At 63.3% G+C, this 16,533-nt stretch carries 12 protein-coding genes and 1 pseudogene; 11 read left to right on the plus strand and 2 right to left on the minus strand.

The features are described from left to right. Positions 1-41: 41 nt before the first annotated feature. A pseudogene (locus AC0L15_RS07380) lies at positions 42-1,116 on the minus strand (sensor histidine kinase). 236 nt (positions 1,117-1,352) lie between these two features. After that, positions 1,353-4,118 carry a type VI secretion system ATPase TssH gene (gene tssH / locus AC0L15_RS07385; protein WP_287244451.1) on the minus strand — a complete coding sequence of 922 codons (2,766 nt, stop codon included), beginning with the start codon at positions 4,116-4,118 and terminating at the stop codon, positions 1,353-1,355. Positions 4,119-4,452: 334 nt separating this feature from the next. Here tssH and AC0L15_RS07390 point away from each other — a divergent pair, with 334 nt between their 5' ends. From AC0L15_RS07390 to icmH, 11 genes are read left to right on the plus strand one after another with little or no spacing between them, the layout of a single operon-like run. Next, the gene (locus AC0L15_RS07390) at positions 4,453-5,646 is read left to right on the plus strand and encodes a type VI secretion system protein TssA (protein WP_287244454.1); all 1,194 of its coding nucleotides are present in this window, start codon (positions 4,453-4,455) and stop codon (positions 5,644-5,646) included. 6 nt (positions 5,647-5,652) lie between these two features. After that, on the plus strand, positions 5,653-6,192 hold the full coding sequence (gene tssB / locus AC0L15_RS07395) for a type VI secretion system contractile sheath small subunit (protein ID WP_023801313.1): 540 nt from the start codon (positions 5,653-5,655) through the stop codon (positions 6,190-6,192). Positions 6,193-6,195: 3 nt separating this feature from the next. Then, positions 6,196-7,701, plus strand: a complete 1,506-nt coding sequence (gene tssC, locus AC0L15_RS07400) for a type VI secretion system contractile sheath large subunit (RefSeq protein WP_023801312.1) — start codon at positions 6,196-6,198, stop codon at positions 7,699-7,701. A gap of 51 nt (positions 7,702-7,752) precedes the next feature. Then, positions 7,753-8,208, plus strand: a complete 456-nt coding sequence (locus AC0L15_RS07405; RefSeq protein ID WP_023801311.1) for an Hcp family type VI secretion system effector — start codon at positions 7,753-7,755, stop codon at positions 8,206-8,208. Beyond that, positions 8,195-8,950, plus strand: a complete 756-nt coding sequence (gene tssE / locus AC0L15_RS07410) for a type VI secretion system baseplate subunit TssE (protein WP_023801310.1) — start codon at positions 8,195-8,197, stop codon at positions 8,948-8,950. Before AC0L15_RS07405 ends, tssE begins: the two co-directional genes overlap by 14 nt. A 1-nt stretch (position 8,951) precedes the next feature. Beyond that, the gene (gene tssF / locus AC0L15_RS07415) at positions 8,952-10,826 is read left to right on the plus strand and encodes a type VI secretion system baseplate subunit TssF (RefSeq protein WP_023801309.1); all 1,875 of its coding nucleotides are present in this window, start codon (positions 8,952-8,954) and stop codon (positions 10,824-10,826) included. Then, complete coding sequence (gene tssG / locus AC0L15_RS07420) at positions 10,790-11,875, plus strand: type VI secretion system baseplate subunit TssG (RefSeq protein ID WP_473496068.1); 1,086 nt, start codon at positions 10,790-10,792, stop codon at positions 11,873-11,875. Before tssF ends, tssG begins: the two co-directional genes overlap by 37 nt. After that, positions 11,872-13,374 (plus strand): type VI secretion system-associated FHA domain protein TagH, encoded by a 1,503-nt coding sequence (tagH, locus tag AC0L15_RS07425; protein ID WP_287244459.1) that lies wholly within the window; start codon positions 11,872-11,874, stop codon positions 13,372-13,374. Before tssG ends, tagH begins: the two co-directional genes overlap by 4 nt. 4 nt (positions 13,375-13,378) lie before the next feature. Further along, positions 13,379-13,831: a type VI secretion system lipoprotein TssJ gene (gene tssJ / locus AC0L15_RS07430; RefSeq protein WP_473496069.1), complete on the plus strand. Its 453-nt coding sequence runs from the start codon at positions 13,379-13,381 to the stop codon at positions 13,829-13,831. A 39-nt stretch (positions 13,832-13,870) separates the two neighbouring features. Continuing rightward, on the plus strand, positions 13,871-15,205 hold the full coding sequence (gene tssK / locus AC0L15_RS07435) for a type VI secretion system baseplate subunit TssK (RefSeq protein ID WP_287244462.1): 1,335 nt from the start codon (positions 13,871-13,873) through the stop codon (positions 15,203-15,205). 4 nt (positions 15,206-15,209) lie between these two features. After that, a complete protein-coding gene (gene icmH / locus AC0L15_RS07440; RefSeq protein ID WP_473496070.1) occupies positions 15,210-16,532 on the plus strand; it encodes a type IVB secretion system protein IcmH/DotU in 1,323 nt (440 codons plus the stop codon). The last annotated feature ends 1 nt before the right edge of the window (position 16,533 follow it).

Consider the following 16,533-nt stretch of genomic DNA (forward strand, 5'->3'; position numbering starts at 1 on the left):
GTCTGGTGCTGCGATGCAACCGACGCGCGAAATGGGAATTTTCAGCTTGCTGCCGCTGATCGAGTGAAGACGATCGTCACCTTCGTCCCTTTGCTGGCGCTCGAGTCGACCGCGAGCCGCGCCTTGGCGTTCTCGGTCAGCGAGTGCGCGATCAGGGCTCCGAGCTTGCCTGGCTTGGGCCACGTCTCGCCTTCCGGCAGTCCAATTCCGTCGTCAGCCACTATGACCCGGCAGCCGTCGCCATCGACGATGCTGTGCAGCGTTCTCGTGCCGCCTTCGCGCCCCTGGAAAGCATGTTTTAGCGAATTGGTCGTTGACCACCAGTCCAGCCGGCATGGCGACGTTGATTGACACCGGATATGTGTCCACCCTCATATCGAGGCGAATCCCCTCGACTGCATGCGAGCTCATCACCGCGGACGCGATCTGGCTGAGATAGACGCCAAGATCGACCTCTTCCTTCTGCTGGTCGGCCGTCAGCGTCTGGTAGAGGATCGCCAGGGCGTCGACGCGACCGGCGAGCCGTTCAAACCGTCTCCGGTCGGCCTCAGTCGCATTGCGGCTTTCAAGCCGTATCAGGGCGGTGATCATCTGCAGGTTATTCTTCACCCGGTGCTGCAGTTCGCGCAGCAGCGTGTCTTTCTCGCTGACACGCTCCTCCACCGAGGGCTGATCCGCCGCTTCGCCATGGGCGGATACGTCGACCAGCGCCACCAACCGGAAGCAGATCTTGCCGTTGTCGTCCTCGATGACATTGGAATAAACGTCGACGATCGGCAGCTTGTCCTCGTTGTGCTCCAGCCTGTAGGTGCCGACCAAATCGGTCTCCCGGACCACGGCCTCGGCCAGCGGGCGGTCCTTCTGCTGGTAGAGGCCTGTGCCCGAAAGGGCCGACCAGTTTTCTCGAGTTAGCCTAGCGACCGTCAGGCCTGACAGTTTCTCGAACTCCGGATTGGCGTAGACTACACGCTCCTCAGCGGCCAGGTCTGCAACGGCTATGGCGATCGGCACCTGGTCAAGGAATTTCTTGAACTGTTCGCTTTCCAGTGCGGTTGCGAGTTCAGGTGTGTCAAGCAACTGCTCGACCGCATCGGCCTTGTCTGAAGTGGATGTCATTTGCGCGCCTGTTCTGGGCGTACAATATCAATAATGCAGTGCGCCCGCCATCGCCAAAGCTGGAGCTGCATCGCGCCGTGTCAGGCATCTGACCATAAGACGTGCCTCGCGCAACGGCCCTGGGTAAAACGACATCTTCCGATCGGCCGGCTCCGGCATGCTGACGGCGGGCCGCGAAACCCACCGCGCAGCCGGTCCAGCCCGCTGAGTGAATCGGGGTCCCACGTTCTGCTCAGCTATTCGAAGGAATAGGTGAAACCTCCTTCGGAGGCTCCGACCGTCACCTTCGTCATTTTTTCGCCCTCGAGCGACCGGTTCAGCACGCCACGGCTCAATTCCGGCAGAAGCGTGTTTGTCAAAATGGCGTCGATCATTCGGCCGCCGGATTCGATCTCCGTGCAGCGGGCTTTGACCAGATCCATGACACCGTCACCGATCACCAACTCGGCATCGTTGCTCGAGCGCAGCCGGCGGGCGATCTTGGCGAACTGATGGCGGGTGATCGCTTCGATCATCATGTCCGAGAGCGGGTAGTAAGGGATGGTCACCACCCGGCCCAAGAAGGCCGCTGGAAAAACCTTCAGCAGCGGGGCGCGCAATGCTGTGTCGAGATCGTCGAGCCCCGCCCGCACCGTGCCGCTGCTGGTCCGGTCCATGATGACTTCGGAGCCAACGTTCGAGGTGAGCAGGATCAGCGTGTTCTTGAAATCGATCCGGCGGCCTTCACTGTCGTCCATCATTCCCTTGTCGAAGACCTGGAAGAAGATTTCGTGCACGTCCGGATGCGCCTTCTCGACCTCGTCAAGCAGGATCACCGAATAGGGCTTGCGCCGGACCGCCTCGGTGAGGATGCCGCCCTTGCCGTACCCGACATATCCGGGTGGCGCGCCCTTCAAGGTTGAGACGGTGTGCGCCTCCTGGAACTCGGACATGTTGATCGAAATGAGGTTCTGCTCGCCGCCATAGAGCGTCTCGGCCAGGGCCAGCGCGGTTTCGGTCTTGCCGACGCCCGAGGGACCGCAGAGCAGAAACACCCCCACCGGCTTTTCGGGCGCGCCGAGCCCGGCGCGGCTGGTCTGCACGCGCTTGGCAATCATTTCCATGGCGTGATCCTGACCGACCACGCGCTCGGACAGCGTGACGGCGAGCCGCAGCGCCTTTTCGGTCTGGCTCGACAGCATCCGGCCAGTCGGGATGCCGGTCCAGTCCTGCACCACCGCCGCCACAGCGTTGCGGTCGACCGACGGCAGGATCAGCGGCGTCTCGCCCTGCGCTTCTGCGAGTTCGGCCATCAACTCGCGCAGCCGCGCGAGATCGGCAGCCGGGTCGGGTGGAGAAGGACCGGCAGCGGCCGTTGCTTCCGCATCGGGTTCGGGCGCATCGGGTTCGGGCGCTTTGATCTCAGATACATCGGCGCCTGCGGTTTCGGCCACCGCCCCCGAAGGCTCCACGGCGTCGAGCGGCACACCCTCGCCGCGCAGCCTGGCGCGCAGTTCGAGTATCCCGCCAACCAGCGCCTTTTCCCGATCCCAGCGTTGCTGCGCGGCAGCAAGCGTGAGTTCGGTCTCGGCAAGCCCCGTTTCGACCCGAGCCTGCCGGTCGGCCACGTCGATGCCAATCGCTGCCTCGCGGCCGATGATGGCGCGCTCGACCTCCAGCGCCTGGCGGCGGCGCATGATGTCCTCGACCTCGGCCGGGGTGGCATGCTGCGAAATGGCGACACGGGCGCAGGCGGTGTCGAGAAGGCTCACGGCCTTGTCGGGCAGTTGCCGTGCCGGGATGTAGCGGTGGGACAGGCTGACCGCCGCCTCGATCGCCTCATCGAGTATCTGCACCTTGTGATGCTGCTCGAGGACACCGGCGACACCACGCAGCATGAGAACGGCGACCGCTTCCGACGGCTCATCTATCTTGACGACCTGGAAGCGACGGGTAAGCGCCGGGTCCTTCTCGATGTGCTGCTTGTATTCGGCCCAGGTCGTCGCCGCGATCGTGCGAAGCTCGCCGCGCGCCAGCGCCGGCTTCAGCAGATTGGCCGCATCACCGGTTCCTGCCGCGCCGCCGGCGCCGATCAAGGTGTGCGCTTCATCGATGAAGAGGATGACCGGCGTTTCCGAGGATTGCACCTCGTCAATGACCGCCTTCAGCCGTTTTTCAAATTCGCCCTTTACGCTGGCGCCCGCCTGCATCAGGCCGACATCGAGCATGCGCACGCTGACGCCCTGCAGCGTTGGCGGCACGTCGCCCTCGGCAATGCGCAAGGCAAAGCCCTCGACGACCGCGGTTTTGCCGACCCCCGCCTCGCCGGTCAGGATCGGGTTGTTTTGCCGGCGCCGCATCAGGATATCGACGATCTGCCTGATCTCGGGATCGCGGCCGACGACCGGATCGATCTTGCCGTCGCGGGCGCGCTGGGTCAGGTCGGTGGCATATTTGGCCAGCGCCGAATCCGCGCCCGGAGCCCGCCGCGGTGTTTCGGCGGCGGCAACCGCAGTCAAGGCGCCGGCTTCGAGCGAACCCTCCATGACGTCCGCGAACCGCGCAATAACGGCCTGCGCATCGATCTTGTCGAATTCGCCGCTGATCTTCGACAGCAGGCCTTCCAGCACCGGCGTCTTCAGGCAGGCGAGCAGAATATGCGCACTGCGCACTTCCTCGACGCTGAATTCCAGTCCCGCCAGGCCCCAGGCCTCCTGGATGGCGTGAAAGATATGATCGGAAAATTCCTCGATCGAAGTGGCGCCGTAAGGCAGCTTGTCGACGGCGCGGGTCATATCGGCCGTGAGCCGGCTCGCATCCACCCCGGCGTCTGCCAGTATCAGCTGCACATCCGATCGCTCTGAAAGCACCAGCTGCTCGATGAAGTGAACGAGCTCGACATAAGGATTGCCGCGCAGCTTGGCGGTGTCGGCCGCAGCCTTGAAGGCGCGCAAACAGATGGGGTTGAGCTTGCCGACCAGTTCCTTGCGTTTAAAGCTCTGCGACGACCGGCGCTGTTCCATCGAACTTGCCCCTCCAATCTGCCAGCCAACAAACTGCCACATAAGCAGCGACTTGACAAAGAGCGTTTATGAGCGGGGCGTCCGGGTGTGCGATTCAGTCGATTTCTTCCGTCCCGGCAGGCGCCGGCGCCATCGGCTGCAACGCCATCGAACGCCGCGCCTGTTGGCGATGCGTTCACCGACAGGGTTCGACAAATCCGCCAGCACTTTTGAGCCCAGCGCGCCGGTTGCAGGCTCGTATTAAGATTGAGCATCAACTAAATTGTGGTAAAGTGTCGCAGTGTGGTAACGTTGGGTCAGGCACGGCCCACGAGCCGCGCGCTTGGGGGATGGTGTGCTTGATCTCGCACTCTGGCTGAATCCGCTGGACGGTGAAAATCCGTCAGGGGAGGATTTGCGCAACGATCCAGCCTTTCATGAGCTGGAACGTCTCACAGAGCCGCAGGTCAAGGTCGTCCATGGCGGCCACAACCAGCCCTCGTCGCAAAGCACCATTCCGGTCGACTGGCCTGCCGTCCTCGACAAGGCGGAGGAATTGCGTGCGCATGGCCGGGATCTGCGCCTGCTCGTCATTGTCACGCGCGCGCTGGCCAATGAGCAGCGGCTCGCCGGGCTCGCACATGGCCTGACCCTTGTTGCGCGGAGCTTCGATCAGCATTGGGAGACCATGCACCCGGCCCTGCGGCCCAGTGCTTCACTACGCGACGCCGCCTTGCGACGCATCAACGCCCTGCTCGACCTCCAGAATGGCCAGGACGGGCTGCTGGCGGACTTGCGGCGAATGATTTTCTTCGCGCCGCGCCCTATGGGACCGATCAGCGGACGCGATCTGGAACAAGCCGCACTCGACGAGCGGGTCATGCTTCTGGAAGCGGCTTCGGGATTGAATGCGGCGGAAAAGGCAACGCTGGCCAGCGCGCACGGTCAACTGCTGAACCGGGTTCATAGCGGGTGTAAGGCGCAGGCCGATCAAGCCAATGCGGAGATGATGTTGCTCATTGCCGATGCTCATGCGGCGATCACGGCTCTTGATGCGGTCGAGACGGCTCTCAACGGCCGTCTGCAGGGCGGTGGCGCCGCTGTTCCGGAATTGAAACGGTTTCTGCAGCGTTTGCTGTCGACCCTCGAACGGAATTCGGCAATCGAAACGGCGACGAACGGCGCGGCCGTGCCAGCCCCCACGACTGCAGATCCGGAAATGCCTGCTCGAAACGGTCAAATGCCTGCAAAGGGCCATGGAGCAGATACTATGGCAAGTGTGGCGAGTTACGCGGAATCGAGCACGGGGCTGCCGGAACGGATTTCCTCGCGGGACGACGTCGTGAAATGCCTCGACCTCGTCGTCGCCTTTTATGACCGCACCGAACCGTCGAGCCCGATCCCGCACCTGGCCCGCCGGGTGCGCCGGATGGTGCATATGGATTTCGTTGAACTGATGGAAGATCTCGCCCCGTCGGGGCTGAAGGAATTCCGGCTGCTTGCCGGCGTTCCCGATGCCAAGAAGACGGCCCAGAAGGATGAAAGGTAACGAGCCATGGCAGCTGAAAGCAAAGCGAAAGTCATCGAACGGAACCGCGCTCCGCGCGTGCAGATCGCCTATGACGTGGAAACCTATGGCAGCCCGACGACGATCGAATTGCCGTTCGTCATGGGCGTGATGGCCGACCTCTCCGGCGCTTCACAGACCAGGGAAGCGATGAAGTCGGTACTGGACCGCTCCTTTGTCGAGACTGACGCCAACCGCTTCCCCCGTTTCATGGAGGCGCTCGGGCCGCGCGTCAAAGCCCGTGTGAAGAATACGCTGCCCCAGGCTGAGGGCGCCGAGCGGGACGAAGAGCTAGCACTCGATCTTACCTTCACCAAAATGGGCGATTTCGCCCCGGACAAGATCGCCGAACAAGTCCCGCAATTGGCCGAGATCCTCAAGATGCGTCGTCAGCTCGAGGAGCTGCTCGGTTTCATGGACGGCCGTGTCGACGCCGAAAAGCGCATCGCGCAACTTCTGAACAACGAGCCGCTTCTCGGCAAGATCGCCAACCAGGCATTATCCGACGACGACAAGGTTCAGGAGTAAATCATGGCCGAACAACAAAAAACCGCAGCCGTCGCCGCTGAGGCGGAAGCCATAGACCTCGGAGAATTCAGCGGGCTCCTCGAGAAGGATTTCAAGGTCAAGAAGGACGACAGCGAGAAGCTGCAGCAGCTCGTCCGTAATCTCGCGCTGGCGGCGCAGTCCCGCTCCGATACCACGACCATCTCGTCCAACGCGATCAAATCGATCAAGTCGCTGATAGCAGGCATCGACAAGATGCTGACTACCCAGGTGAACGAGATTCTGCATGCGCCGGAAGTCCGCGAGATGGAAGGCACATGGCGCGGCCTATGGTATCTCGTCAACAACACCGAGACGGATCAGAAGCTGAAGATCCGGGTGATGAACATTTCCAAGGTTCAGCTTGCCGACACGCTTGAAGACTACGAAGGCCAGATGTGGGATCAAAGCCCGATCTTCAAGAAGGTCTATACGGACGAGTATTCGATGCTGGGTGGCGAGCCGATCGGCTGCCTGATCGGCGCCTACGAATTCTCGAACCATCCGCGTGACGTCGGCCTGTTGCGCAACATCTCGGGCATCTGTGCCTCCGCGCATACGCCGTTCATCGCAGCCGCCGACCCGCGGCTGTTCCGCATGGACAGCTGGCAGGAACTGCCGAACCCGCAGGACCTGCAGATGATCGTCTCCAACCCGGCCTATGCCTCGTGGCAATCGCTGCGCGAGAGCGAGGACGCGCGCTACATCGGCCTGACCATGCCACGTGTTCTGGCGCGACTGCCGTATGGCTCGGAAACCGTTCCGGTGAAGGGCTTCACTTTCGAGGAAGAAGTGCAGGGCGACCACAACAAATATGTCTGGATGAACGCCGCCTTCCCGATGGGCGTGAACATAAACCGCAGTCACAAGCTCTATGGCTGGGGCACGCAGATCCGCGGAGTCGAGAACGGCGGCACAGTGATCAACCTGCCGGTGCACTCCTTCCCCACGGACGACGGATCGATCGCGATGAAATGCCCGACGGAAGTTGCCATCGACGACCGGCGCGAGGCGGAACTGGCCAAGCTCGGCCTGATGCCCATTCTGCACCGCAAGAACACCGATCTCGCAGCCTTCATCGGTGCGCATTCGCTGCAGGACGACGAGACGCGCGCCGGGCGGCTGGTCGATCCCGACGCCCAGTCAAATGAACGGCTGAGCGCCAACCTGCCCTATCTTTTCCCGGTTTCGCGTTTTGCGCACTACCTCAAGGCCATTGCGCGCGACAAGATAGGGTCGTTCAAGGAGCGCTCCGACATGCAGATCTGGTTGACCGAGTGGATCAACCGCTACGTGCTGGCCAACCCGGCCTTTGCCGACGACAAGGCGCGCGCCAAGCGCCCGCTTGCCGCCGCTGAAGTCCAGGTGGACAGCGTCGAGGGGCGGCCGGGCTACTACAACGCCCGCTTCTATCTGCGCCCGCATTACCAGTTGGAGGGCATCAACGCCTCGCTTCGACTGGTGTCAGAACTACCGTCCGTAAAGGCTTGATTTTGCAGCAACATCCACCTTGTTTTGTTTTGAAAGCGCTGGAGGAAGACAATGCCCGTGAAAATTGATGGTTTTCTAAAAGTTCCGGATATCAAAGGGCCAAGCGTTCGCGACGGTCATGAGGACGAAATCGAAGTCCACGGGGTCGATTACAAGATAATCGCGCCATACGATCCGAATTCGCTCTCACGCCGCGGTCGCGTGTCGCTGGGGATGATCAAGTTCACCAAGCATTATGACAAGTCATCGCCCTATCTGAAAAAGGCGCTGTTCGACAACAAGGCGCTGGACGAAGTTGTGTTCTCCGCCCGCCGGACCATCGATGGCGAGACCAGCGATTATCTGGTCGTCACCCTGACCGACGCTTCGATCATGGAATACGACATGTCGCAGGCCGAGGACGAGGAAGACCTGATCGAGGAGGAGGTCAGCTTCGCCTACAAGAAGATCAAGTTCGTCTATGACAAGGATGACGAAATCGAAATGGATGTCTATGTCGGCAAGTGAGGCGCGGCGGCCCGGCGCCGACAAGCTACAGGTTACCGGCAGTTCGCGGGCGAAACGCGAGGCGGTCCAGCCCTCTCTTTGGGACCGCCTCGTCAACGACCTGCCGGGCGTCACCTCCGAGATAGACGGGCTGCGCCAGACCTTGCAGGACGAGTTGGGCGCGGACCGGCTGGACACGCTGCTGGCGGGCAGCGCACGGCTGATCGACGCCGACGCGGAGCTGACTCCTGATCAGAAGCGGCGTCTGCACCGCCTGGCCTTTCAGACCCAACACCGCGCCGAGATCGAAAGCCGTGGCGTGGTTGTATCGGCCCGCGTCCTCAGGGAGGCGGTGCGGCGCGACATCGAGGCCTTGTTCAACACCGAGCGTTTTGAAGCTGTTCCGCTTCTTTCCGATTTCGAAAGCGAACAGGCCGCAGACAATCCGCCGTCGCTGGCCGATTTTCCGGAGGTGCGCCGAAGTGTGGTCAACTACGGCGTGCCGTCGTTTTCGGGCCGTTCGTCCCGCGACTTTGATCGCGAGACCTTGGCGCGCGAGATCCGCTCGGTCCTTGCCACCTTCGAGCCCCGTCTCAAGGAAAGCGCAACCAAGGTAACGGTGACCCTCGGTGACAAAAGTGTCGGCCTGAAGATCGAGATAGACGCCGTTCTGATCATGACGCCGACGCCGGAACGCATGCGCCTGCGCACCACGATCAATCTCGATAACGGCCTGGCGCGGACCGAATTCAGGGACAGCTGAGATGGATCGGGTCTTCGTAGAATATTACGAGGAGGAACTGACCCATATCCGCGGACTCGCGGCGGAATTTGCCGACATGCATCCGGCGGTGGCGCGCAATCTTTCTCTCGATACCGTCCCGTGCCCGGATCCGTATGTCGAGCGGCTGCTTGACGGCGTCGCCTTCCTCGCTGCACGCACCCGGTTGAAAGTCGACGCCGAGCGTTCGCGGTTTTCACGCAGCGTGCTGGATGTGCTGTATCCCGATCTGGTTACCCCGGCCCCGGCTACGGCAATGGCAGTGCTGAAACCCGGCCAGCAGGTCCAGTCGATGATTGCCGGCCATGTCATCAAGCGGAACACGCGGCTGGTGTCCAGTCTGCAACCCGGCCTGTCGACGCGCTGCACATTCACCACCGCGCAGGAAATCACGCTGTGGCCGATAACCATCAATTCGGTCAGCTATTTCCAGGATCGCAGCGGGTTGGCGGCGGCCGGCATAACACCGATCGGCGGCGCAGGCGGCGAGGCGGCGCTGCGCATCACGCTGGGTCGGACCGGAAAAGGCAAGCTCGGCGAACTGGCGCTCGACCGGCTTGATTTCTATTTTGCCGGGCGCACCAAAGCGCCATTGCTGTTCGACGCGATTTTCGGCGCCTGCTCGGCGGTTGGCGCACGCGCCGAGGGCAAGGCCAATCCGCTGTCGCGGTTGCCGGAACCCGAAATGGTCGGCATCAGCGACGACGAGGCGTTGATGCCTCGTACCCGGCCGACATTCGAAGGCTACCGCCTGCTGCGTGAATATTTCATGATGCCCGAGCGCTTTCACTACGTGCGGGTTTCAGGACTGCAACCGGTCGTGCGCCGATGCGAGGCCGGGGTCGAGATCATCTTCATGTTCCGGCGTCCGGTACCCGAGCTTGCCGATGTGACGCCGGCGGATTTCGAACTTTTCGCGACACCGATCATCAACCTGTTCGAGCGTGACTGCAACGTCATCGAGCTCGATCCGCGCAGAACGCGGCAGGTGCTGCATGCCGACCGCACGCGGGCGCGCGACTTCGAAATCTATCGGGTGACCCATGTCGAGGACGCCGATGCCGAGGGTCCTGACGCCGAAATTCCAGAACTCTTCAGCCTGGGGCAAAACCGCAGCAATGGCTGGGTCTATTCCACCGAACGGCGCCCTCGCCGGGCCACCGAAGATGAACGGCGCGACGGACTGACCCGCACTTCCTACACCGGAGACGACGTTTTCCTTTCGGTTTCCCGGCCGGCCGGAAGCCCGGCGAACCGGCCGCTGAAGCGGCTCGACATCATGGCGCTTTGCACCAACCGCGATCTGCCGATCCTCGACGACAACCCTACCCTGACGCTGGAGACAGGCGATCCGGTCGAAACGGTCCGGCTTATCGGTGCTTTGCGCCCGCCCCAGCCGGCGATCCCGGCCGCGCTGCCCGCCGGCGCCGAAGGCGAATCTCGAGCCGACAATCTCGCATGGCGGCTCGTGGCGCAGTTGGCCCTCAACTTTCTCAGCCTCGCCAAGGAAGGCCGCGGTGTCGATCCGCTGCATGCGCTGCTCGATCTTTATGCCGACCGGGGAGATCCGAGCCTGGCTCGCAACGTGCACTCGATCGTTCGCATCGACTCGCGATCCGTCATCGAACGGCTGCAGATCGATGGGCCGATGTGCTTCGGACGGGGCACGGAAGTGACATTGCATGTGGACCAGTCGGTCCTGGCCGGGCAAAGCACATTGCTGCTTTCAGCCTTGCTTGCCCGGCTGTTTGCCCGTCACGCCGGGATAAACGGCTTTGTGCGGACCCGCACGCGGTTGCTGCAGAAGCAGGAGGATGTGCCATGGCCGATGACGCCCGGCAATCGCTACCTGATCTAGGCAAGCTCGACCCGGTCCGGGCCGAAGAACTGGATGATACGTTCGACTTCTTCGAACTGTTGCGCCGGCTCGAACAACGGGGCGGGCTGTTCGGCTATTCCGGCCGCGCAGATCGCGAGCCGGCAAGGCTCGGGCAGCATGTGCGTCTTAGCTTTTCCGCCAAGGACGTGGTCGAATTCCGCGAAGCGAAGGACAAGACGCCGGGGAACGACGGGGTGCCGGCCCGGGTCACGGTTGCCAATCTCGGGCTGATGGGACCGGAAGGCCCGATGCCGCTTCATTTGACACGTTGGGTGCTCGATCGTCTGTCGCAGCGCTGGTTCACCGGCGCTGACGCACGGCAGACCAGCGACACGACGTTCGTGGACTTCGTCAATATTCTCCAGCACCGCATGATCGCCCTGTACTATCGAGCCTGGGCCGACGCGCATCCGGCGGTACAGGTCGAACGCGCGGTCGGCGGCCGGGTAAGGGCCATGCTTGAAGCCATGGCGGGAACCGGACTTCCCGGCACCCAAAATCCCGATCTCGACGCCGTGAAGCTTCGCCAGGCCGCGTCGCTCGCCAGCCAGGTCGACGGTCCGGAGCGGCTGACGCTGTTCCTGGCGGAAGCGTTCAAGGTGCCGGTCGCGATTAAGGAGTTCGTTGCCACCTGGATGACCATACCGGCGACGCTCCAGACCCGGCTTACCCAGGCTTACGCAGTGCTGGGTCGCGGGGCGACGATCGGCCCGCGCGTTTTCAGCCGCCAAAGCAGGATCGAGCTCCGCGTCGGCCCACTCGGCTATGAGGAGTTCAAGACGTTCCTGCCGGGCGGCCAACGCCTGAAGATGTTCAAGCAGGCGGTTCGCGACATGATCGGGGAACCGCTCGACGTCGATCTGCGGATCGTGCTGGCGCGCGAAGCTGTGCCGGCGCCGCGTATCGGAGCGGTACAGCTCGGCCGGACCACCTGGCTTGCGCGGCCCGCCGAAAGGGGCGATGCTGACGATATGCGGCTGCGGACGATCGTCGGATGGCGGCCGGAAATGGCGGAGGTCGCGGTATGAGTCTGCTGCTGACGCTGGAGCACGGGCCACGCACCCAGGCGGTACGGCAGACCCGGCTGGACGAGGGTGAACTGGTGATCGGCCGTAGCGCGGACGCGGACTGGCAGATCGACGATCCCGACATGTTCGTTTCACGCGCCCATTGCAGGATCACCGGCGGGCCGGATGGCTATTTCGTCACCGACACATCAAGCAGCGGTTTGTTCATAAACGAGGCCGACAGCCCGCTCGGCACCGGCACGTCGGTCCGTCTTCAGAACGGCATGCGGCTGAGGCTGGGCGACTACATCGTATGCGTCGATCTGCAGGCGTCGGTCGCTCAGGCACCAGCGGCCAGCCAATCGTTCGCCGAAACGTCACCGCCGGCATCGCGAGCGCCTGTAAGCATCGGCCGCGATGATTTCTTTTCAGCCACGGTCGAAGAAGAGCCGCGGCGACCGCGTCCCGCCGACCTGCCGAACCCATTCGAGCAACCCGTTCCAGGAGCGTTCGAGCGCGCCAACCAGCGCAGTTCGCCTGCCTTCGACGACCCGTTCAGCCTCGACCCGGTATCGACGCCCGCGCCGAATGGCGCCGGCTATTCCGAACCGCGTGGTGCGCCGGACGCCGCAGACCCATTCAGCTTCGATCCGGCGCCTTATGGTGCGAGCGAGCCCGCTCCAGGCCAGCCCGCTCCAGGCCAGCCCGTTCCAAGCCAGCCCGTTTCGAGAAAGTCCTCCGAATTCGATGACGGTTTCGGTTTCGGGCCGGCCGCTTCGCCCGATTTGAGAAACGGCGCCGGCTCGGCCGGTCAACGCAAACACGTCGCCCCAGAGCCGCAGCCGGCCAATCCCTGGGATTTGCCTGGCCCCGTGGCAGCTGTCCCTTCTCCGCCACGTGCTGGCTTTGCCCCCAGACCCGCTCCCTCGCCGGTAGCGGCGCAATCGGCGAACATGGCCCTTCGCAGCGCGTTCCTGCGAGGCATGGGTGTCGAGGAAGCCGAGTTTCCCGGACGCGACAGCATCGCGGAAATGGAGAAGTTCGGTCGCGAGTATCGGCTGATGATGGAAGGCCTGATGCAGCTGCTGCGCAAGCGGGCCGAGGAAAAAGGCAACGCTCGCGTCGCCCAGACGGTGGTCGGGGCCTCTGAAGTCAATCCGCTCAAGTTTCTGCCGACGGTCGACGATGCCATCGTGACTCTCATCGCGGAGCGCAGCCCCGGATTTCTGGCCGGTGAAGCGGCGATCGCCGACGCGGTCCGCGATCTCGCGCAACATCATGTGCGCGCCTGGCGAGGCGTGCAGTCCGCCTTGCGGCGAATGATTGACCGTTTTGACCCGGCAGCGATCGAGGAAGAGCTCAAATCGAGTTCCGCGATCGGCACCGTGCTTTCGGGCGGACGCCGCGCCAGGCTGTGGGAGCTTTACCAGAAACGCCATCGTGACATCGCCCAGAGTGCGGAATCGAGCTTTTTGGGCGAAATCGGCGCTGATTTTCGGGATGCATATGAGGAGGAGTGAAAAAATGATCGATCGCCGCGAATTTGTCGTTGCCCTGGGCGCAACCGGGCTGCTTGCTGCTTGCCAGAGCGGTCCGCCAAAACCATCCGCGGTGACCGTCAACCTGACCGGCGCGGCCGGCATGAACCCGGGACCAGGCGGCGGCGACCGGCCGGTGACGGTCCTGGTGATGCGGCTGCGCAGCACCGGCAAATTCAATTCGGCCGATTATTTCGCACTGCAGGGAGATGCCGGCTCCGCACTCGCAGGCGATCTCATCGGATCCGACCAGATCTCCGTCGGGCCTGGAAAGACCGCATCCAAAACCATCACGGTCGAGCCGGACGCGGCTGCGCTGGGCTTCGTTGCCCTCATTCGCGAGCCCGGCGGCCGGACCTGGCGTACAACCAAGTCGGTGTCGTCGGGATCAACAGTTACCGTCAACGTCACGCTTGGCAGCGGCGGCATCTCCGCCTAGCGGCCAAGGCAAGGGGTGCTCGATGCAGGAAGTAGCGGCATGAGCGATGCAAACAGGGTGCTGTGGTCCGAAGGCCTGTTTCTCCGGACCCAGCATTTTCAGCAGCAGGATCGCTTTTTCGAGGCGACCGTGCGCGGCGCGTTGCAGGCCGGGCAGCTGCATACGTTCGGCTTTCAGCAGCTGACGCTGGACCAGGCGATGCTCGATGCCGGCCAGGTCTCGATCCTGTCGGCCCGGGGCATCTTTCCGGATGGAACCCCCTTCTCCATCCCGGACCTGATGGACGCGCCACGACCGCTGCCGGTCACCGCCGATACCGGCGCCGGACCGGTGCTGGTCGCCCTGCCGCTCGAGCCTGCCGGCGGTGTCGGCTTCGATCCGGCGCACGCCGCATCGACAGGCGCACGCTATCATGGGCGGATCGTTTCGGTGCATGACGCCGTCCAGGGCGGTTCGGATCCTGAAGAAATCGAAATCGCCCGCCCCCAGGCGCTGCTGATTGCACCGGGAAAATCGGTTGGCGGCTACACTGCCCTGCCGATAGCCGATATCAAAGGGGTTCGCGCCGATGGCGGCGTCTCGCTGGACGAAACGTTCCTGCCGCCGACACTGGTCACCGGAGCGGTGGCCTGGTACCGGCAGCTGCTTCTGGAAGTTGTCACCGGCCTCGACCAGATCGCCGAGGCGCATGGCAAGATGGTCATGGGCGGACCAGGGCGCAGCGTCGAAGACCTGCTGATGCTCAATCTCGCTAATGCGGCGCGTCCGCGGTTGGCCCACATGCTGGCTCAGGATGTTTTCCATCCGGCCGAGCTTTACCTGGAGCTTGCCGGTCTTGCCGGTTCAATGGCGACCTATGGGTCGAGCGCGCGACGGCTGAGCGAGTTGCCCGCCTACGATCACATGGCGCCTGGCCCTGCCTATTCGGCGCTGGCCGACGCCTTGCGCTCGCTCATCCTGAGCCTGCGCTACATCGAGCCCAAATCGCGCGCACTGCCGGTCATGCGGCATTCGACCAATGTCTGGAAAATCCGCATCGACAACCCGAAGCTGCTGGTGGCCAGCCGGATCGTCATCCGGGTCGGCTCCGAGCTGTCGGAAGACGCCTTGCGCAAGATTTTCGTCAACCAGGCGACCGTCGGTTCGGCCGATCAGTTCGAGGGCCTGTGGAAATCCCGCCTGCCCGGCATTCCGCTGAAGCCGCTTCATTCCCAGCCCCGCGAAATCCCCTACGATGGCGATCGGCTGTGCCTTGAGCTGGATCAGAAAAGCGAGCACTGGGCTTCGCTGCTCGATGCCCCCGGCTTCGTCATCGGCGTGTCGGGTGTGCTGCCGAGCGAGCCGCAGGTCGACTGCTATTCGGTAAACAGGTGATATGATGAGCCGGGATGATCCTTTCGGACTGTCGGAGGATCGCGAACGCACCCGCATACGACTGACCGGCGCGCCGATGCCGCGACCGATGACGCCACTGTTGTCGGGTGTGCCAATCAAACGGTCGCGCACCCATCCGAACACGCTGGTCAACGCATTCGCGCCGCTGCTCGAGTTCGCGCCCGAGCTTGAAAGCGCGCTGCCGCCGGAAAACCCGGAAGCGTTGCGCACCCGGTTGCTCGATGAACTGGTGCGGGCGCGTGACGCGGCAATGGCGGCGGGGTCCTCTCTGGAGCGCGCCGACCAGGCAGCCTGGGTGGTGGCGGCGTTGCTCGATGACCTGGCCCTGAACACGCCATGGGGCGGCGCCAGCGCATGGCCGCGCCAGCCGCTTGTGGTGATGCTGCGAGGCGATGTCGATGCCGGCACGCAGTTCTTCACGCGTCTCGACGAACTGGAGCGGCATCCGAACCGGGATCGCGAATTGCTCGAACTGCAATATCATTGCCTGGCGCTCGGCTTCCGCGGCAAATATCGTGTTCCAGGGCGGTCGGGCGACCGCTCGCTCAATGCGGTTCGCGTTGCTGCGGCGCGCTTTCTGCGCGATGCCGATGCCGACGGCGCGCCGCTGTCGCCGAACTGGAAAGGCGTGATCGCATCCGACGAGCCGCAACGCTTCATCGTGCCGATCTGGGTGATGGGGCTCGGCGCGGCGGTTCTCGCCACGGCAATCTATCTCGGGCTGTCGATGGGACTGAGCAGTCAGGCGGTCGAGCTTTCGACGCTGGTTCGTGCTTTGCCGCCGCCGACCCGCGGCGAGATCAGCCGGACGTCGCCACAGGTCGACGCGCCGCCGCCGGAGGCCGTGGATTTCGCGCTGGTGCCGGAGTTTCAGGCCGGAGCGCCGGCCAATCTGAGGGCTGCGCTCAGCGGCACCGAGAGCGTTTCGCTGGCCAGGCTGATCATCCAGGCCTCCAACCCCGAACTGTTCCAGTCGTCGCGGCCGACACTGACGGAAGGCTTCGAACCGCTGATCGGTTCAATCGCCAAAGTGATCCTCGTCAATCAGGAACTGATCGGCAACATCACCGTGGTCGGCCATACCGACAGTATTCCCTTGCAACGGTCCAATCCGCTTTCCACCAACCAGCGGCTGTCGGAAGCGCGCGCAGCAACCATTACCGAGATGCTGGTCCAGAACGGTGTGCCGCAGGACCGCATTCGCTTCGAAGGACGTGCAGCTACCGATCCAGTGGCCGACGACAGCACCCGCGCGGGACGGGCCTTGAACCGCCGCGTCGAGGTGCTGGTCGAAAAGAGGCTGTGAG

The organism is Mesorhizobium sp. WSM4846, from assembly GCF_055811415.1.